This is a genomic window from Paeniglutamicibacter psychrophenolicus (assembly GCF_030812255.1).
GTDB classification, from domain to species: domain Bacteria; phylum Actinomycetota; class Actinomycetes; order Actinomycetales; family Micrococcaceae; genus Paeniglutamicibacter; species Paeniglutamicibacter psychrophenolicus_A.
Genome location: NZ_JAUSSH010000002.1, coordinates 408,883 through 428,160, shown reverse-complemented (window position 1 = coordinate 428,160; position 19,278 = coordinate 408,883). Strand labels below are relative to the sequence as shown.

16 protein-coding genes are annotated in these 19,278 nt (G+C 67.1%); 1 reads left to right on the top strand and 15 read right to left on the bottom strand.

Annotated features, from left to right (window positions below):
• Positions 1-6: 6 nt before the first annotated feature.
• The 15 genes from J2T21_RS04960 to J2T21_RS04890 form a co-directional block, all read right to left on the bottom strand.
• Entirely contained in the window at positions 7-993 is a 987-nt protein-coding gene (locus J2T21_RS04960; RefSeq protein WP_307579089.1) for a Bug family tripartite tricarboxylate transporter substrate binding protein, read from the bottom strand.
• 480 nt (positions 994-1,473) lie between these two features.
• The gene (locus tag J2T21_RS04955; protein WP_307579087.1) at positions 1,474-2,313 is read right to left on the bottom strand and encodes an SDR family NAD(P)-dependent oxidoreductase; all 840 of its coding nucleotides are present in this window, start codon (positions 2,311-2,313) and stop codon (positions 1,474-1,476) included.
• Positions 2,314-2,397: 84 nt separating this feature from the next.
• Entirely contained in the window at positions 2,398-4,059 is a 1,662-nt protein-coding gene (locus tag J2T21_RS04950; protein ID WP_307579084.1) for an FAD-dependent oxidoreductase, read from the bottom strand.
• A 41-nt stretch (positions 4,060-4,100) separates the two neighbouring features.
• Positions 4,101-5,165 (bottom strand): alcohol dehydrogenase catalytic domain-containing protein, encoded by a 1,065-nt coding sequence (locus J2T21_RS04945; RefSeq protein ID WP_307579082.1) that lies wholly within the window; start codon positions 5,163-5,165, stop codon positions 4,101-4,103.
• Between the two features lie 32 nt (positions 5,166-5,197).
• The gene (locus J2T21_RS04940) at positions 5,198-5,482 is read right to left on the bottom strand and encodes a YciI family protein (RefSeq protein ID WP_071214309.1); all 285 of its coding nucleotides are present in this window, start codon (positions 5,480-5,482) and stop codon (positions 5,198-5,200) included.
• Between the two features lie 52 nt (positions 5,483-5,534).
• Complete coding sequence (locus tag J2T21_RS04935) at positions 5,535-7,301, bottom strand: FAD-dependent oxidoreductase (RefSeq protein WP_307579080.1); 1,767 nt, start codon at positions 7,299-7,301, stop codon at positions 5,535-5,537.
• Between the two features lie 55 nt (positions 7,302-7,356).
• The gene (locus tag J2T21_RS04930; RefSeq protein WP_307579078.1) at positions 7,357-8,196 is read right to left on the bottom strand and encodes an aldo/keto reductase; all 840 of its coding nucleotides are present in this window, start codon (positions 8,194-8,196) and stop codon (positions 7,357-7,359) included.
• A gap of 20 nt (positions 8,197-8,216) precedes the next feature.
• On the bottom strand, positions 8,217-9,062 hold the full coding sequence (locus J2T21_RS04925; RefSeq protein ID WP_307579076.1) for a sugar phosphate isomerase/epimerase family protein: 846 nt from the start codon (positions 9,060-9,062) through the stop codon (positions 8,217-8,219).
• 45 nt (positions 9,063-9,107) lie between these two features.
• A complete protein-coding gene (locus J2T21_RS04920) occupies positions 9,108-10,262 on the bottom strand; it encodes a Gfo/Idh/MocA family protein (RefSeq protein WP_071214312.1) in 1,155 nt (384 codons plus the stop codon).
• A gap of 197 nt (positions 10,263-10,459) precedes the next feature.
• Complete coding sequence (locus J2T21_RS04915) at positions 10,460-11,842, bottom strand: MFS transporter (RefSeq protein WP_307579072.1); 1,383 nt, start codon at positions 11,840-11,842, stop codon at positions 10,460-10,462.
• 245 nt (positions 11,843-12,087) lie between these two features.
• Positions 12,088-12,888 carry an IclR family transcriptional regulator gene (locus tag J2T21_RS04910; RefSeq protein ID WP_307579070.1) on the bottom strand — a complete coding sequence of 267 codons (801 nt, stop codon included), beginning with the start codon at positions 12,886-12,888 and terminating at the stop codon, positions 12,088-12,090.
• 55 nt (positions 12,889-12,943) lie between these two features.
• Positions 12,944-13,822 (bottom strand): shikimate dehydrogenase, encoded by an 879-nt coding sequence (locus J2T21_RS04905; protein WP_307579068.1) that lies wholly within the window; start codon positions 13,820-13,822, stop codon positions 12,944-12,946.
• Positions 13,819-15,168, bottom strand: coding sequence for an MFS transporter (locus J2T21_RS04900; protein WP_307579065.1), 1,350 nt, complete (start codon positions 15,166-15,168; stop codon positions 13,819-13,821). The genes J2T21_RS04905 and J2T21_RS04900 overlap by 4 nt, the downstream gene beginning before the upstream one ends.
• A 99-nt stretch (positions 15,169-15,267) precedes the next feature.
• Positions 15,268-16,155, bottom strand: coding sequence for a LysR family transcriptional regulator (locus J2T21_RS04895; RefSeq protein WP_307579063.1), 888 nt, complete (start codon positions 16,153-16,155; stop codon positions 15,268-15,270).
• 33 nt (positions 16,156-16,188) lie between these two features.
• A complete protein-coding gene (locus J2T21_RS04890; protein ID WP_307579061.1) occupies positions 16,189-17,952 on the bottom strand; it encodes an FAD-dependent oxidoreductase in 1,764 nt (587 codons plus the stop codon).
• 450 nt (positions 17,953-18,402) lie between these two features.
• Here J2T21_RS04890 and J2T21_RS04885 point away from each other — a divergent pair, with 450 nt between their 5' ends.
• Positions 18,403-19,245, top strand: a complete 843-nt coding sequence (locus tag J2T21_RS04885; RefSeq protein WP_307579059.1) for a DUF1684 domain-containing protein — start codon at positions 18,403-18,405, stop codon at positions 19,243-19,245.
• Positions 19,246-19,278: the final 33 nt, after the last annotated feature.

The window sequence follows — 19,278 nt, the reverse complement described above, 5'->3', positions numbered from 1 at the left end:
AGGGAACTACTTGGTGTTGTTCTTGGCATAGTCGATCCACGGGCCATAGCGCTTGGCCTCGTCCTGGATGAAGGCAGCCATCTCGGTGGAGTCCTTGAAGGTCGGCACCAGGTTCGAGGACTTGATGACCTCCTGGTAGCTGGCGTCGGCGGTGGCCTTCTCCATGGCGTCGGAGAGCTTCTTCACGGTGTCCTCGGGGGTGTCCTTCGGCGCCATGATCCCGACCCAGGAGGCGTTTTGCAGGTCCACGCCGGCTTCCTTGGCGGTGGGCACATCCGAGTTGTCCGGATCACGCTCGTCGGTGAGCATGGCCAGGTAACGCAGGTGGCCGCCGTCGACCTGGACCTTCTGCGAACCGATGGCGTCAATGGAGAAGTCGACCTTGCCGGAGGCCGCTGCGGCGATGGCCGGGGCCGACCCGTCAAACGGAACCGAGGTCAGCTTGATGTCGGCCAACTGCTGCAGGCCGGCTGCCGGGGAGTCCCACACCGAGCCGATGCCCGGGGAGGAGAAGGTCACTTCGCCCGGCTTGGCCTTGGCCGCGGCAATCAGGTCTTCGAGGGTCTTGAACGGGGAATCCACGGGGACGGCGATGGCCCCGGGTCCGGCCAGCCCCTGGCCGATCGGCGCGTAGTTCTCGGGTTTGATGTCGTAGTCCATGAACTGCAAGGTAGCGACCTCGACGCCCATCATGGCCAGGTTGTAGCCGTCCGGTTCCTGCTCGGCCAGCCAGTTGTAGGCCACCGAACCGTTGGCACCCGGCTTGTTTTCCACGATCACGTTGACGCCGAGGTCTTTTTCCAGCAGCGGGGCGATGGTGCGTGCGGTCAGGTCGCCGGAGCCACCGGCAGCCCACGGCACGATCAGGCGGACGTCCTTGGACGGGAAGTCCCCGTCGGCCGTGCCACCGGACTTGGCGTTGGCCGAACAACCGGTGACTGTCAGCAGGCCTGCGGCAATCAGTGCCGCGGAACGGAGGATGGTCTTTTTCATGATGGTTCCCCTGGAATTTTGGTGGCCGGGCAGGTGCCCGACGCGGTGCGAATGTATATGTCCTAGCTGGGTGGGCTGGTGGTGCCGGACGGGTTTCGCCAAGGCTTCCTCGCAGTGCCTGCTCGATCAGTACTTGTGCGTAATGCGCACATATGTACTTAATGCGAACAACCTGTAACGTAGCGTACTGCATGCTGTGATGCAAGCCACTGTAAAAATCCGAACTTCAACGGCAGGCATTCGACCGCATTTTCGCACCGACAACACAGCCGATACTTGTTCAAAGTTCCTCGAAAAACCCCGTTGACAAGGTATTTCAAGCTCCATCACCCGGCATCCGAACCGCTCGACAATTGCCCCGTGCGGAATCCTTCCAGGGTTCGGTCAGCGGACGGACGGCCGTAACACTTGCGCGCTTTGCGCACGCCGGGGTCAGCTGCTTCAGCCAGGCCACGCGCGCCTGTGGTCCACGGGTGGAGGTCAGGCACTGTTGCGGCCCCCGCTGAGATCCAGGGTCTGCCCGGTCATGTAACTGGCTTCGGACGAGAGCAGCCAGGCGGCCAGCGCCGCAAACTCGGTGGGATCGCCTACCCGCCCCATCGGCACGCGTGAGAGCAGTTCGGCATTGCGTTCCGGACTAAGTGCCGCAAGCAGCGGCGTCTGGAACATGGACGGAGCGACGCAGTTGATGGAGATGCCATGGCGGGCATTCTCCTTGGCCGCGGTCTTGCCCAGCGCAATCAGACCCGCCTTGGAAACCGAGTAGGCAGCCATGTTCGGGTTGCCTTCCCGCCCCGCGATCGAGGCGAGCATGACGATCCGTCCGTAACGGGCCTCACGCATCACCGGCAAGACGGCCTGCAACCCGTGGAGGCACCCGGTGAGGTTGATTTCCAAGGTCCGGTTCCATCCGGCCTGGGGCATCTGGTCCACCGGCGTTTCCGGTCCCTGGACCCCGTGGCAAAACAGGGTTCCGTCGAGCCGGCCGAAACGCCCCAGTATCCCCTCCAGCACTTGCGACCATTGCCCCGGATCCGTGACGTCGAGGCCCTGCGACAGCCCGTCATCCCCCGGAGCCTCGACGGGCGCAACCACGTCGGTGGCCACCACCACTGCGCCCTCCCGGCGCAGCCGTTCCACGGCGGCGGAGCCCAGTCCCCCGCTGGCCCCGGTCACCAGGACCACCCGCTGGGCGAAGCGGCCCGGCCACGGACTGAAATCCGGCAGGGACGCCAGGGTGCGATCATCCATGAGGTTCTCCTTGGTGTGCGATACGAGTGTGGAGTCCCGGAAGATATCCGGGCCTACAGCTTCGCTCATGGCTTGTGGGCCTTGGGCCCAGGCCATCCATGCAGCAGGTATGCGTTCGGCGGAGCACCTCGGTGCCCCCGGGCATCTGCGGAATCATGCGCGAACGACCCCTGCGGCGGCCCGCTTTCGTGCACCCTCGGCGGCGATGTGCCTGCCCGCAGCAAAGGCACGGGTCACCGCCGAGCCGAGGGTTGCCCCGCCACCGGGGTAGTTGTTGCGGAACACGCTCGCGGCAACATTCCCCGCCGCGTAGAGCCCCTCGATCGGCTTGCCGTGCCGGTCCAGGACCTGCCCGTCGTGGTTGGTGGCCAGCCCGCCCGAGGTGCCGAGCACACCGGCATGCAACGGCACCGCGTAAAACGGTGCGCGCGCCAGCGGTGCCAGACAGGGGTTGGGCAGGTTCGACGCATCCCCCAGGTGACGGTCCTGCTCGCTGCCGCCGCGCCCGAACCCGGTGTCCACGCCTTTTTCGGCGTCCAGGTTGAAGATGCGCACCGTTTCGGCCAGGGCGGCGGCATCGATGCCCAGTGCCCGGCCCAGGTCCTCCAGGGACTCGGCGCTGGTCATCCACTCCTCGGGCACCCCGGGAGTGGAACCGGCCACCGGGTACTTTTCAAGGTAGTTGGCATCGAACACGAGCCAGGCCGGGTTGTTGGCCTGGTGTGAGGTGTTCGGATCGATGTTGGCGAAGACCCGCGCGGCATCGTGGTAGTTCAGGGCCTCGTTCACGAAGCGGCGCCCCGAGGCATTGACGGTGATGGAACCCGGCAACGTCATCTCCACGTTGCCCATGCGGCCCGAGGGCCTGGAGTCGTATTGCTGCGCCGGCGGGGTGATCACCGGCACGCCCCAGACCGCTGTCATGTCCCGCACCGTGGCACCGACGGCGAGTCCAAGTTCCAGTCCGTCGCCCTCGTTCGACGGGGCGCCGATAGGAGTGACCGGCAGCGGCAAAAACGCCCGGCGCAGCCGCTCGTTCCATTCGAACCCGCCCGAGGCGATGACCACCGCATCGGCGCGAACCGCAACCGAGCCGTCCACCGTGAGACGCCATCCCGCGTCTCCGCGCACCATGTCGGTCACCGGTGCCTCGAGGGCCAAGACCACTCCCAGGTCCAGGGCGGTGGCAGCCAGGGAGCCCACCAGGGCGCCGCCCATGGTGCGCACCCCCGAGGCGGCTCGTTTGGCGAGCAGCCCCGCGTCGGGGGCCCGCCCGTTGAGGTTGTCGCGCTCGATCATGCTCAGCAGCGGGAAATAGGTTGGCGGGCGCAGCATGGCGCTGAGCCCGGGGTACCCTTCCCCGGAGAACGGCAGGTTGTCCAGGCTTCGACCGCCGTGCGCGGCGCCGTCCCATTCCATGTGGTAGTCCGGCCGTGCCAGCGGCACGAGGTTCACCCGGGTCTGGCCGTCGAGGAACTCGATGGCCTGCGCCGCGGTGTCAACGAACCAGTCGATGTCGGCCTGCTCCACGGCGTGGCCTGCCGCGGCGTGCAGGTAGGCGGCCCCGGCCGCCTTCGAGTCGGCAAATCCGGCTTCGCGGGCCAAGTGGTTGTTCGGTGCCCAGATCACGCCGCCGCCGGCGGAACTGGTTCCGCCCAGCAGCGCGGCCTTCTCCAGCACCAGCACGTTGGCCCCCGCGTGGGCGGCACGCACCGCGGCGGTCAGGCCGGCGGCACCGGACCCGATGACCACCACGTCATAGCCGGGCTCCAGCTCGGTGATCGGTGTGGCCGGGGAGGCAAGGGGGGTGTTCATGGTTCGGCGCTTTCGTTCGGTGGGACTCGGGGACGGGGCTCTTAGGAGGCCAGGACGCTGGCGGGCATGTCGATGACGATCTTCCCGACGTTTTGCCCGGGATCCAGCATGGTCTCGAAGGCCTGCCCCAGCTGCTTCAAATCGAAGCTGTGGGTGATCAGCTTGTAGGCGAGGTCGTGGTGCCGGTTGAGCACCTCGAGTGCCTCCGGGATCAGATTCAGCGAGTTGCGGCTGCCACGGATGTCAAGTTCCTTGAAGGGGACATCCCTCATGGACAGTGCCGCGGTTGCCGTGGAGATCCCGACCTGGACGATGCGTGCCGTGGGCGCGGCCAGGCGGACCGCGTTCTCGAAGGAGACCGGAACGCCCGTGGCCTCGATGACCAGCGACGGGCCCGACAGCGGGCACCAGCTCTCGAGTTCGGCCTGCTGTTCGGGGTTCGGGAATTCGCCGGAGCCGGCCTTCAGCGTGGCCACGGCCCCGAAGGCCCGGGCCAGTTCGAGGCGCGATTCCGAAAGATCCGAGGCGATGACCGTGACCCCGCGCTCGGCCAGGAACAAGGTGGCCAGCAGCCCGATCGGCCCGCACCCCAGCACCAGCGCGGTTTCGCCCTCCACCGGGGTTCCCCGGTTGACGGCCTGCATCGCGATCGAACCGGGCTCCCCGAGGGCGGCCAGCCTCACGGGCATGCCCTCGGGCAGCACATGGAGCTTGCCGACAGGGACGCTGACCACTTCGGCCAGCGCGCCGTCCTCGTAGCAGCCCAGGCAGGAAATTGACTGGCAGACGTTGTAGCGCCCGGCCTTGCAGGGACCGCACTCGTTGCAGTAGACCATGGGGCTGACCGCCACCGGCGCACCCACCGGAAGCTGCTCTGCTCCCGGCGCTGCCTCGGTGCCAAAGTCGATGGCCTCGATGATGCCGACGAACTCGTGGCCCTGGACCAGCGGAAGGTCCGTCGGATAGTCGTCGTCCCAGATGTGCAGGTCGGTGCCGCACAGGGCGACGTGCTGGACGCGCACCAGGGCGTGCCCGGGACGCAGCGCGGGCATGTCCTCGTCGCGGAATTCGATGGTCCGGCGCTTGGTGGTGTGTGCTCTGAGCATGGTCTTGTCCTCTCCCGTCCGGGCCGCGGGGCCTAGAGCTTGTCCTTGCCGAAGAAGATGTCCCAGCGACGGATGCCGCGCTCGGTGATCAGCCCGGCCTGGGCGAACGGGTCGGCATCCATCATGGCCAGCGCGTCGGCCTCGTCGGCGGCGCTGATGATCAGCAGGGCGCCGGCGCCGGAGTCGACGGGACCGCTGACCAACAGGCGGCCTGCCTCGAAGCGGTCCTTCAGGAACTCGACGTGGGTGGGGCGGACCTCGTCGCGCCTCGAAGCGGTCTCGTCCGAGTAGGTGTAGCTAATGGCGTAGGTGTTCATGGCGTGGTGCTCCTGGGATGTTGTGTGTTTGGAAATCGGTGGGTGTTGCTAGCTAACGGGTGCGATCCTCGAGCGCGGGGGCCTCGGTGCCGTCGTCTTCATAAGCGGTGGCTCCGGCCATGTCGCGCGCTGCGACGTATCCGAAGGTCAGCGCGGGCCCGAGGTTGATGCCGCCGGCCGGGTAGTGCCCGCCCATGACGCTGGCCTGGTCGTTGCCCGCCGCGTAGAGCCCGGCGATCACGTTCCCGGATTCGTTGAGCACGCGGGCCGCGGCATCCACGTCGATGCCGGCGAAGGTGCCGAAGGATCCGGGCACCACCTTGACCGCGTAGAACGGACCCTTCTCGATCGGGCCGAGCGAGGGGTTGGGGGTGTTTTTCGCGTCCCCGCCGTAGCGGTTGAACGCGCTTTCGCCGCGCCCGAACTCGGGGTCGATGCCCTTGGCCGCGTTGGCGTTGAAGTCAGCCACGGTTGCGGCGAGCTGTGCCGGATCGATGCCGCACTTGGCCGCCAACTCCTCCAAGGTGTTCCCCTTGACCAGGTAGCCGCTGCGCAGGTACGGGGTCAGTGGCACCGGAAGCGGCTTGGCCATGCCCAGCGGGAAGCGACGGACGTAGCGCGAGTCGGCGATCTGCCAGGCCTGCACCGCCTGGCCCTCGCCGCTCGCCTTGATCATGGCATCGACGTAGTCGTAGTAGCCGTTGGCCTCGTTGACGAAGCGCTTGCCGTTGGCCAGCACCCCGATGCTGCCTGGCTTGGCGCGGTCCATGATGTGCGGGAAGGTGCCGGTTTTCCCGTTGGGGTACTTGATCAGAGAGACCGGGCACCATGCGGCAGGGGAGGCCACATCGGTGTTGAAGCGTGCGCCCACGGCCCGCGCCATTTCCAGGCCCGCACCGTTGGCCTCGGCCGGGGCCAGGGACCAGTGTTCGTTGCCCGTGGGGGTGTGGGGGAAGAGTTCGGCGCGCAGGGCGACGTTCTGCGGGAAGCCGCCGGTGGCCAGCACCACGCCGCGGCGGGCGGCCAGGGTGTACTCGCCGTTCGGGCCGCTGAGCTTAACCCCGGTGACCCGGCCCGCGTCGTCGGTGAGCAGTTGGCGTGCGGCGGTGGACACACGGATGTCCACGCCCAGGTCGTCGGCGGACTTCATCAAGCGTGCGGTCAGCGCGGTGCCGTTGACCAGCTGCATGTTCCGGCGGTGCACGGCCAGGTCGAACAGGTGGGTGGTGACGCGCTTGGCCGCATGCAGGATGCCTGGGATGCTTCCCTGGGAGGCGGAGAGGAACTTGGACAGGTCTTCCCCGGCCATGATGCCCATGCCCAGGAAGCTGGTGGCGTAGAGCTGGTGGCGCATCTTGGCCCGCAGCCCGGGCTTGATGTTCCGCGCGTTGTACGGGGCGGGGCCCACCGAGCGGTGTCCGGTGCCGGCTCCGGGGGTGTCCCCATAGATGTCGTTGATCTTCGCGCCGGGGGTGAATTGCAGGGAGGTGCGTTGGTGGAAGAAGCCGACCATGTGCGGCACCGCTTCGAGGAAGGCGTCCACGCGTGCAGCGTTGTAGCGAGCCCCCAGCCGGTGGCGCAGGTAGGTGCGGAATTCCTCCCGGTCCTCGTTGACGCCCGCGGCCTTGGCCAGCGGGTTGCCCGGGGTCCAGGCCCAGCCGCCGGACCAGGAGGTGGCTCCGCCGCATACCTCGGCCTTTTCCACCACGACCACCTTCAGCCCGTGGTAGGCGGCGGTCACCGCGGCGGACAGTCCGCCGGCGCCGGATCCGACGACAACGACATCGACCTCGGATGCTTGGATGGGAGTGGTGCTCATGGTGGGTGTTTCCGTTCAGTTCAAAAAGGGAGGGAGGGAAGGTGAAGTCCCGGGCCTAATGGCCGTATTCGTCGGAGTCCAGGCGCGGTCCGGCCCCGGTGTCCAGGGCGTCGATCCCCGCGCGTTCGGCGGGAGTGAGACTGAAGTCGAAGACCTCGCGGTTCTCGCGCTGGCGTGCGTCGCTGGCCGACTTCGGCACCGCAAGGCGGCCGGCGTCAAGGTGCCAGCGCAGCACGATTTGGGCCGGGGTCTTGGAGTGTGCGGTTGCCGGGCCGGTGATGGCAGGATCAAGAAGGAAATCCCCGGCGCGGCCCAGCGGGCTGTAGGCCGCAGTGGCAATGCCGCGTGCCGCGTTGGCCTCCAGCAAGGGTTTCTGCAGGTGCTGCGGGTCAACCTGGATCTGGTTGATGGCCGGTTTCAGCCCCGCGGCCAGCACCTCGTCCAGGTGGGTGGCCTTGAAGTTGGACACGCCCCAGGCGCGCAGGCGTCCGGCGTCCACCAGGTCCTGCAGGCCGCGGCAGGCCTCGACGTAGCCGCCGAGTTGCGGGTTGGGCCAATGGACCAAAAACAGGTCCAGGTAGTCCAGGCCCATGCGCTTCAGCGCCGCATCGTAGCTCTGGATGGCGCCGGCGCGGGAGTGGCCCGGCAGGCTGAGCTTGCTGGTGACCCAGAGCTGTTCGCGGGCCATGCCGCTGCGGCGAATGCCTTCGCCGACGGCGTCCTCGTTGCCGTACTTCTGCGCGGTGTCGAGGTGGCGGTAGCCGTTGGCGATGCCGCGGGCGACGCTGTCGGCGGCTTCCTCGCCGAGCAGCGGCCAGGTCCCCAGACCGAGCATGGGGGCCCGCACGCCGGGAGCAATCTCCAGATCCGCTGCCGCGGTGTTGGTGGTGTTCATGGTGTTGGCCTCTCGAGACTTCACTTGGACTGCGGGAGCAGGGCCGCGGCCCGCAGCGCATTGGCGGCCGCCACGACGGAATCGGCTCCGGCCTTGAGCGTGTTGGCCCAGCCCTGTTCGCCGAGGCGTGCGAGCGTGGAGTCCGAAGGGGCCTCGACGCTCAATGGGAGATCGGCCGGGAGGGCCGCGACCATCTCGGCGAGGCGGAAGTCACCGTCGCCCGGGACCCCGCGCTCGGAGCGCGATTCATGGACCAGGCCGTCACGGTCCGCCGGGGCCACGGCCGGGCCGTCGCAGAGCTGTAGCATCGGGATCAGCCCGGCGTGTTCAAGCAGCTGCTCGTCGGTGGTGCCGACCCGGCTCAGGTGCAGGGTGTCGCCCACGAGCTTGCAGCCGGTGTCCCGGGCCAGGTTCGCCGCCAGGGGCAGCGAGTTGACGCTTTGGTAGGAGATGACCTCCAGGGTCGGGACGATGCCGAAGTCGTCACCGTCGCGGACCATCTGCCCCAGGATTTCGGCCAGCTTGTCGTGGTCGGTGAGCGCGGCGGCGACCGTGAGGCTGTTTGCGCCCAGCGCCTGGCCTGCTTCCATCATTGCCCGCCAGGCGGTGCGCTGGTCGGTGCCGTCGAGCAGCAGGAATTCGATGTCCATGATCCCGACCCCGGTGTCCTTCACGGCACGCAGCGTTTCGGCGAGCATCGCCGAACCCGGCTGCAGGTCGTAGGCGCGTTCGGCGGAGGTGACCGGGCGGACCCGGGCGCCGATGAAATCGAAGCCCGCGGTGGCGGCGATGCGCACCAATTGCGGCGGGGCGGTGCCCACCAGGGAAAGCTGGGCCAGGCCGATCTGCTGGGTTGTGCTTGTCATGTTCTCGCTCAAATCATGGGGGTGGGAAACGAATGGGGCCGGGGCCTAGGCGACCGGGGTGATGGAATCGAGCCGGGCCACGACAGCATCGGGGGCCGTGGGGACATTGGTCGGGAATGGTGCGAAGCGCACCGGCTCCCCGGTGCGTGCCGACTTGTAGATCGCCAGCAGGATGCGCAACGCGTTGGTGGCGTCTTGCCCGGTGACGGCCGGGTCGTGCGAGTGGGTCACGGCGTGGACGAACTCCGCGATCTGTTCGCGGTGGTGCGGGATCAGCGCGGCGTTGATGCCGGCCAGCCCGACGTTGGCGACGGCGTCGGCCGGGTGCGCCGGGGTGCTGGCCACCGTGTCGCCCGCGGCCATGATGGTCAGGCGCCCGTCGCTGCCCTCGGGGAATTCACTCAGCTCCGCGGTGGCTCCGGTGGCACCGGTGATGCGGATCTGCACCCCGAGTGCCGGGTTTGCGGCGGTGGAGGCGGTCAGCGTGGCGATCGCCCCGCTGGTGAACCTCAGCACCGCGGAGGCCGAATCCTCGACTTCGATGTTCGCTGCGTGCTTGAAGGTGTTGATCGCCCCGTAGACTTCGGCGACAGGGCCCATGTACCACTGCAGTAGGTCGATGTAGTGGATGGCCTGGGTCATCAGCACCCCGCCGCCGTCATTCGCCCAGGTGCCGCGCCAGGCGTCGGCTGAGTAGTATTCCGGTTCGCGGTGCAGCAGCACCGAGACCTGGCCCATGACCGGTGCGCCGAGCGTGCCGTCGTCGATTGCCTCGCGCAGGGCGCGGGCCGCGGGCCAGAAGCGGCGCTGGAAGAGCACACCGAGTTTGACCCCGGCGGTCGCACAGGCATTGGCCATGCGTTCCGCCGAGGCAACATCCACGGCAATCGGCTTTTCGCACAAGACATTCACGCCCGCAGCCGCGGCGGCCAGGACCACTTCCTCGTGGGTCGGGTGCGGGGTGCAGACCGAGACGATGTCCAGGCCCAGCGCCAGCAGGGCGTCGACCGAGTCCACCGCGTGGGCGAGGTTCCAAGACTTGGCGGTGGCCTGCGCGCGGGTGATGTCGACGTCGCAGACCCCGATGACCTCCACATTCCCGAGGGAGGTGAAGGCCTCGAGGTGGTTGCGGCTGATGTTGCCGCATCCCACGATGCCCACGCGCAAGCGCGGGGTGGATGCGGTGGTGGATCCGGACATGGTCCAGGCCTTTCTGTTGGGGTCTGTCGGGTGCTTCGCGGTTGCCCGCCGTGCATGGATTCAACTCTAGGAAGTGGCGCAGGACACGTGGTCAGGTTGCCTGTTGAATGGGAAGCACGTTCGAAAACATCGATTCCACTTGCACATTTACTGGTTGCCTCGCCATCCGGCGAGGGGTTGGCGGGCCAGGGGTGACGCTAGTTGGCGCGTGCCCAGCTGCCGGTGCCCAGCTCCTCGATCGGGGTGAACGCGGTTTCCCGGGCGGTCATCACGAAGATCGCGGAGACCAGCGCGCAGCTGACGGCGAAGATTGCCACCGGCAGCCAGCCATATTCGCCCGGACCGGTCAGCAGGGTGGCCACGGCCGGGGCGAAGCCGGTGAGGACCAGGCCGAACTGGTTGCCGATGGCCATGCCCGAGTAGCGCACGGGGGCGGCGAACATCTCCGGGAAAAACACCGTCCACACGCCGTTCCAGGCCGAGTAGAAGACCGACATGTTCAGCAGGCCGAAGACGAAGATCAAGACGATGTTCTGCTCGCCGATGGCCCAGAAATAACCGAAGATGGTCACGGAGCAGCCCAGCATTCCAATGAGCAGCACCGGCTTGCGCCCGAAGCGGTCCGAAAGGTGGCCGGCCAGCGGGATGGTGAAGATCGACAGCCCGACTGTCACCGCGCTGATGACCAGCATGGTGGTGCGGTCGATGCCGACCTGCGGGCCGGTGGCATAGGCCAGGGCGTAGACGGTGAAGATGGTTTGCATGACGGCGTACATGGTGATGAACACGATGCGCAGCACGTCGCGCCACTGGGTGCGCAGCACGATGAGGGCCGGGGCCTTCTGCTTGGCGCCGGAGTTTCCCGCCTTGATTTCTTCCTCGAAGACCGGGGTCTCATCCAGGTGTGTCCGGACCCAGTAGGCCACGGCCAGCACGACCACCGAGAGCAGGAACGGGATCCGCCAGCCCCAGCTCATCAGCTGGTCTTCGGGGAGCGCGGCGATGGGGATGAACACCAGCGTCGAGAGCACCATTCCGGAGGCGTATCCGGTCATGACAAACGAGGTGTAGAAGCCGCGCTTGCCTTCCGGGGAGTGCTCCACGGTCAGCGTGGAGGCGCCAGCGGCCTCGGCTCCGGCCGAGAATCCCTGGGCCAGCCGGCCCAGGATCAGCAGGCCGGTGGCCCACCAGCCGAGCTGTTCGTAGGTGGGCAGCAGCCCGATGCCCAGGGAGGCGACGCCCATGATCAGCAGCGTGATCATCAGCGCTTGTTTGCGCCCCACGCGGTCCCCCACGTGGCTCATCACGATGCCGCCCAGCGGTCGGGCCAGGTAGCCGACGCCGAAGGTGGCCATCGAACCCAGCAGGGCGACCGCCGGGTCGGCATCCGGGAAGAACAGCTTGTTGAAGACCAGTGCCGCGGCGGTGCCGTAGATGAAGAAGTCGTAGTACTCGAGCGTCGATCCCAGGAAGGATGCCAGGGCGGCCTTGCGCGGGCTGCGCACCGGTTCCGGTGCCAAGACCTCATCATTGGCGCGATCCTGCACGTGGGTGGCGGGGTCATTCTGTGTGCGGGGCATGGGGGCCCTCCTGGGGGAACGTAGGAAAATGCGGGGAGTCTGCTCGGTGGGCATCAGCGGCGACGGCCGGGGTGTGGGTCGCGGGAGCTGCCCGGCTCGATGGAGATGATAGTGATGCCCATCTCGTGCGCTGGATTACAACCTTAGGAAGCTTCCGAACCCCACCGCCACACTTTCCCGTCCAATGGGAAAGTGCCTTCGGCCGCGACAGGCGGGGCGCACTCCGGCGGCCTGGCCGCGTGCCGCTACTTGCCCCGGGGAAGCCAGCTGCGCGACCCGTAGGGACGCTGTTCGGAACCCATGGAACGCGAGAGCGAACGCCCGGCGGCCACCAGTACCGGGATAATCAGGTTGGGGTCTTCCTCGAGAAGCGGGGTGACCACGGTGATCGCCCCAATAACCTCGTTGCCCATGCCGAACACCGGCACGGAGTAGGCGGCGTTCTCCTTGACCAGGACCCCGGCCAGCCGGGAAAATCCGCGCTCACGGATCTGTGCCAGGTGCGCCCGGACGCGGGCCGGGTTGGTCTCCGTGCGCGGGGTCGACTGCGCCAACGCGCCGGCCAGGAGCTCGTCCTGGATCCGGTGCGGCGCATGCGCCACCATGCACAACCCGGCGGAGGTCGAGTGCATGTCCAGCCGCCCCGCGACCTCCGCGAGATTCACCGCGGCACCCAGCTTGTCCAGGCGCTCCAGGTAGAGCACCGTGAAGTCCTCGAAGCTGGGGATGGACAGCGAGACGTGTTGGCGAACCGCCTCATGGATGCCCTCGAGCACCGGCAGGCCGCGGCGGCGGAATTCCTCCACCGGGTTGGAGCGGGCGGCCAGCTCCCACATTTTCACCCCGATGCCAAAGCGGCCCTCTTCGTCGCGGTCCAGGAAGCCGGCGGCCAACAGCTCGCCGGCCAGCCGGTGGGTGGTGCTGGTGGGGAGGTCGGTGGCGCGGGAGAGCTCACTCATCGTCAACACCGGGGTGGAGCGCTCAAAGGCACTGAGCAGCTTCACGATCCGGTCGACGACCGATTCCCCGGAACGGGAATTCGCCATGATCCCTCCACCTCCCTGCGTAACCACCGAAGACCAGTCTACAAACGTGCAGCCCCTACGGTTTCGCCGAGGCCAGAAGGCCCGCAAGCCTCTCGCGCATCCTCTCCCGCCGCGGCGAACGGCCGGTGACCAGCTCGAAGGTGTCGGCGGCCTGCTCGACGAGCATGGCGGTGCCATGAACCACCGGTGAGCCGAGGTCCGCCGCCGCGGCGAGAAGATCGGTCACCACGGGCCGGTAGATGACATCGGCCACCCACTGCGATCCAGTCAGCCACGAGGGGTCAAACGGGGTCCCGGGGATGTGCTCCATCCCGATCGGGGTTGCGTTCACGATTCCCTGTGCCCCACCCACCCAGGCCTCGGCCATCTCGGTGCCCGCGATCTCGACGGTTGCAGCGCTGCCCTCGGGCAAACTTCGCACCAGCAGCCGGCGCAGCTGCTCCCGCCGCCCATGGTCGGTGTCGATGATCCGCAGCCGGTCCACTCCGTAATCCAGCAGCGCGGCGGCGACGGCCGAACCGGCTCCGCCAGCCCCGAAGAGAACCACCGAGTGGTGCCCCGAGCCTTCGGGCAGGCTGCGGCGCAGCCCGGCCAGGAATCCGGTCCTGTCGGTGTTGTGGCCGACCAGCCGGCCGTTGTCGATCACCACGGTGTTGACCGCTCCCAGCGCGGCGGCGTCCGGGGCGACGTCATCCAGGAACGGGATGATCGCCTGCTTGTGCGGGTGTGTGACGTTGAATCCGGTAAAGCCGTCGGCGATGGCGGTTGCCAGCACCCGGCCCAGGTCCGGCTCCGGGATCCCGGCCAGGTCGATGGCCTCGTAGCTGAAGCCGGCCAGGCCCAGCGCAGCGGCCTCCCCCTGGTGGATCGCCGGGGAAAGCGAGGTTCCCAGGTCGTTGCCGATCAGCCCGACGCGGTGCGTGCGGATGCTCACTTGTTCCCCAGCGCATTGCGTTCGGCGCGGGTCAGGCCCAGCTGCGCGGTGGGGATCTTGTACGTTTCCGGCCCGGTGGCGAAGGCAATCGCCGAGAGCACCGTGAATCCTGCGCACATGATGGCCACCGGCATCCAGTTGGAGGTGTCGCCGGCCGTCATCATGGTGCCGATGGCCGGGGTGAAGCCCGAGACCAGCAGGCCAAGCATCAGGCCGATGGCCATCCCGGAGTAGCGGACGGTGGCCGGGAACTGCTCCGGGAAGGATGCCATGTAGGAACCGTTCGGCGCGGCATACAGACCACCCATGAGGATGATCGAGGAAATGAAGATCAGGGCCACATTGCCGGTGCCGATGGCGTTGAAAAAGACGAAGATCATGGCCCCGGCGCCCAGGACGCCGCCGATGAAGACGGGTTTGCGCCCGATCTTGTCGGCCAGGTGTCCATAGAGCGGCTGGGTCAGCACCGCGGCGAAGTTTGCGGCGGCAATCGCGGCGAGCATGGTGGTGCGTTCGATGCCGTTGTGTTCCACGGCGAAGGCCAGTGCGAAGACGTTGACGATGGTGTTGATCATCGCGAAGGTCGAGGAGAGCATGACCCGGACAACGGCGGTCCAGTGGTGCTTGAAGAGCTCGATGAAGGGGATCTTGGCAACCTCGTTGGACTCCTTGACCTCCTCGAAGACCTCCGGTTCTTCGAGGTGGCGGCGGATCCAGAAGGCGAAGAAGGTCAGGAAGATGCTGATCCAGAACGGGATGCGCCAGCCCCAGCTCCAGAGCTGTTCGTCGGGCATCGAGGCGACCGGGATGAAGACCAAGGTCGCCAGCACAATGCCGAACATGATCCCGCTCATGGTGAAGCTGGCGAAGAACGAGCGGCGGTCATCCGGCGCGTGTTCCATGGACAGCGACGCGGCGCCCGGGGACTCGCCGCCGGCGGACAGGCCCTGGAAGAGGCGCAGGACCACCAGCAGGATCGGGGCGAAGATGCCGATCTGGTTGTAGCTTGGCAGGCAGCCGATCAGGAAGGTGGACAGGCCCATGAGCACCAGCACCGCCATCAGCGTGTTTTTCCGGCCGAACCTGTCGCCCAGGTGCCCCCAGATGACCGCGCCCAGCGGGCGGGCGACGTACGCGACGCCAAGGGTGGATATGGACAGCAGGACCGCGTTCGCTCCATCCGCTGGGAAGAAGACGTGGGAGAAAACCAGGGCGGCGGCGGAGCCGTAGATGAAGAAGTCGTAGTACTCAAGCGTGCTTCCCAGGAATCCGGAGAGCGCTGCGCGCCGAGCCTGCGGCCCGGCCTTGGGCCGGGCAACTCGGGCGGTGGGGGTCGTGGTGTTCATGATGATCCTTTCTCTCCCCCGATGGAGGAACTTCATCAAGTGTGACCCCGCGCACTTATTATGTCCACGACCTAATTGCACATAGACAATGTGTGAAAACTACACAATCATTTCCGGTGACGGAAGCACCTTTTCACTCAGCTCAAGAAAGGCCTCACGCGCCAGGGACCCCGGCCTGGTCGACCACGCCAGCCCGTGGTTCATGTAGCGGGGGACGCCGCTCAGCGGAACGTACACGGCTCCGGGCGGCACGAAGGCGGCGATGCCCTCGGGCAGCAGGGCGACGCCGATGCCGGCGGCCACCAGCATCATGATCATGTAGGGGTCGCTGACCTCCTGGGCCACCTGCGGATAGAATCCGGCATCGGCGCAGGCCCTGATGGTGGACTCGTGCAGGGCCGAACCCGCAGCCAATGGCGGCGTGATGAATTGATCGTCCGCAAGGTCGGTCAGGTCCACGGCTGCCCCGGTTGCCAGCGGGTGCTCGGTTGGGAGCACCACGCCGAAGGCCTCCTGGGCGAGCAATCTGGAATTGATCCGGGTCGAATCCACCGGCAGCCCGACAAAGGCAAGGTCAAGGGCCCCGGAATCCAGTTGGTGCACTGCATCCTGGGTCATCACCCGCCCCACCAGGGTGAGTTCGATGTCCGGGTACGTCTTGCGCAAGGCGCGGGTCAGGGGCGGCAGGGAGAGGTGGTTGAGCACCCCGGTGAATCCGAGGGCCAGGCTTCCGTACACCCGCCCCTCGGGCACCTTGACGGCCTGCGCCGCGATGCGCAATTGCTCAAGGACTTCGCGGGCATGCGGAAGCAACGCATGCCCCGCAGTGGTCAGCTCCACGGAGCGGGTACTGCGCACAAAGAGCTCGGCCCCCAGTGAGCGCTCGAGCTTGCGAATGGTCTGGCTCAGGGGCGACTGGGCCATGCGAAGCCGCACTGCCGCGTTGCCGAAGTGCAATTCCTCGGCAACCGCGATAAAGGCTTCCAACCACCGAATTTCCATGTCGACCTCCGCGCGTTCCTACTTGGCCTTGAGCTTCTCCAGACTACCCGCAGCACGGTCGCCGCCTGCCGCGTGGCGTGCGGCCGCCCAGCCAAAGGCCATGCCGGCACCCACCTGGACCCCGGCCCCGGGATATTCCGATCCCATGACCGAGGCGGCGTCGTTTCCGGCGGCGTAGAGCCCGGCCACCGGCTCGCCCTCCGCATTCAGCGCCTGCCCGTTTGCGTTGGTTTCGATGCCATAGGACGTGGCCAGCGGGGTCGGCACCACGGCCATGGCATAGAACGGGCCCTCGGCCACCGGGCCGATGTTCGGGTTCGGGCCGTGGGCGGGATCCCCGGCCACCTGGCCGAAGAGCAGCTCGCCCTTGTGGAAGTCCTCGTCCACACCGGTGGCGGCAAAGCCGTTGTAGCGTTGCACCGTGGCTTCAAGGCCCGCGGCGTCCACACCGATCTGCCGGGCCAAATCGCCCAGGGTTGGGGCCTCGTAGAGGTATCCGTCGTTTATGTAGCGCCGCAGGGCGACCCTAGGCAGGTGCGGCATGGTGATCATGCCCAGTCCGTACTTGGCCAGGGTGCGCGAGTCGACGACCAACCAGGCCGGCACGGCCTCGGCTTCCGGGGAATCGAACATGGCGCGCACGAAGCGGTGGTAGGAGACGGACTCGTCCACGAAGCGCGTGCCGGCGGCTCCCACGGCGATGACGCCGGGCTTGGCCCGGTCCCAGATGTGCGGGAAGACCACCTCGGAACCGTCCGCGCGTCGGCCGATGGAGCTGGGGAACCACAGCGCGTTTTCCCCGTCGTCCCGCCCCAGCGCGGCGCCGGCCTTCTCGGCGAGCGCCAGGGTGTCGCCTGTGGCACCTTCCCCGGCCCTCGAGTAGCGCGGGGTGGGCTTTGGCATGAGCTTTTCGCGCAGTGCCGGATTGTGGGAGAAGCCTCCCGCCGCCAGCACCACGCCCTGGCGGGCGCGGATGCGCAGCGTCTTGCCGTTGTGCACGACCACGGCCCCGACGACGCGTCCGGCCTCCGTGAGCAGCTCTGTGGTGTGGGCTCCGAAGAGGAATTGCGCACCGCGGTTCCGGGATTCGTGGAAAAGCCGGGCCACCAGCCCGTTGCCCATGACCAGCCGGGTGCCGCGAGGGCGGGTCAGCCGGTCGAGGGCCCATTGGAGCCCGAGCTTGGCGGCCAGCATCACGGCCTTGCCGCGCTCGGCCAGCGAGCCGGTGTAGAGCTTGAGCAGCGCGGCGACGTCGGGGCGGCGCAGCATCAGGGTGCCGCCCATGAGGGCAAACTCCGGCACCGGAGGACGGACGCGGCGGAAATCGGAGGCGCTCAAGTGGCGTCCGTCGAACGGCTCTGGTTCCAGCGCCCGGCCCGTCTGGCCGGTTTCGGGCATTTCCGAGTGGTAGTCGACCACGGCCGGCGAGCGCAGGAACCTGACTCCAAGGTCGTGCATTTCGTCGAGCATCTTTGGCGCGGCGTCCAGGTAAGCCATGCGGCTTTCGCGCGGGGCCTTGTCCCCCACCACGGCATCGAGGTAGCGCACGGCACGCGCGTAGTCATCCAGGTTTCCGTCTTCGCGCTGGAAGCGGTTGTTGGGCACCCAGCAGGTGCCCGCCGAATAAGCCGTGGTTCCGCCTAAGTACTCGGTCTTTTCCAAGGCCAGGACGTTGAGGCCCTGTGCCGCTGCGGTCAACGTCGCCGAAAGACCTGCCGCTCCGGTTCCAAGGACCAGGAGATCCACTTCCTGGTCCCACTTGCTGTCCGGATTCTGGTTCATGGCTCTCCTTCAAGGCACAGGTGCTGTGCGCCACTAGCTTTGTCCCCCCATTATGGGACGCGAATCTATGTAGTGTCCATGACAAATTTGGTCATCAATTATGTGTTTTTGCGTCTATATTGCTTGGGCTGACAATGCTTTCACGGTTGCTCCGGCGATCGACCATTTCCCGGTAATCGGCAGCAACGTCCCAACACCGGGTCCGCGCTGCGTAATATTTCGCTTCACGTCGCAGGAAAACCTGCCCCCGCTGGGCTATATATGTCCTTGGGTAAAGCATCATGACCCTCCGCGTCCCCGGCGCTCGACGGCAAATCTTCACGGTGCAACGATGTCCATGGACCACCGCCCTGCACCACCGGTGAAAAACCGCCCAATCTGCACACACCATGCCCCGTTCCGTCCGTTTCCGAAGCGGCCCGGTTCGCGGCAGAAACGGAGGAGACCCCCATGACAGCAGCGACGCTTGCCCCCATCGTGCCGGATAAACGAGATTCCGCCGGGTTTGCCGCGGACTGGCGCAGCTGGCACCAACACCGCCTGCAGTCGCTGTCGGCACCCTTCGAGTTCCTTGCCGTCACCGCCCTGCACTGGGTCACCGGCGATGCCACGCGCTTCGAGGGGCTCCCGGGACAGTGGTGGGTCCACGACGACTGGCTCTATGTGGATCTGGCCAAGAACGAGACCCTGCTCTTCAACGGTGTCGCGGTCACCGGCCTGCAACGACTGGGCAGCATCGCCGAACGCGAAGGCTTTGAGGTGGGCCACGGCGAAACCGTCATCGAGGCCGCCAAGCGTGGCGGCAGATACATCCTGCGCCCGCGGCACCCGCAAAACCCGCTGCTGCAGGACTTCAACGGCGTCCCGACCTATGCGGCGGATGAGCGGTGGCGCGTGAACGGTACCTTCCGCCGTTTCGCCGAACCCCGCCCGACACGGGTAGGCGCGGCGGGCGAGGGCATTGAGCTTATCTACCAGGCCCCCGGCGAGGTCTCCTTCGAACTCGACGGCACCACCCACGTCCTCACCGCCTTCAACGGGCACGCGGACGGATCGCTGAACGTGTTGTTCACCGACGCCACCTCGGGCAAGACCACCTATGCCGCCAACCGCTCGTTGCACGTCGAGGCGCCGGGCCCCGACGGCAGCGTCGTCCTGGACTTCAACCGGGCGGTGAACCTGCCCTGCGCGTTCACCGACCTGGCTACCTGCCCGCTGCCACCGGCGGAGAACCGCCTGAAGGTCGCCATTGCGGCCGGGGAAAAGATCCCCTACGAGCGCTCCACCACGTAACAAGGCATTCGGGCGTGCCCCGACCCACGACCC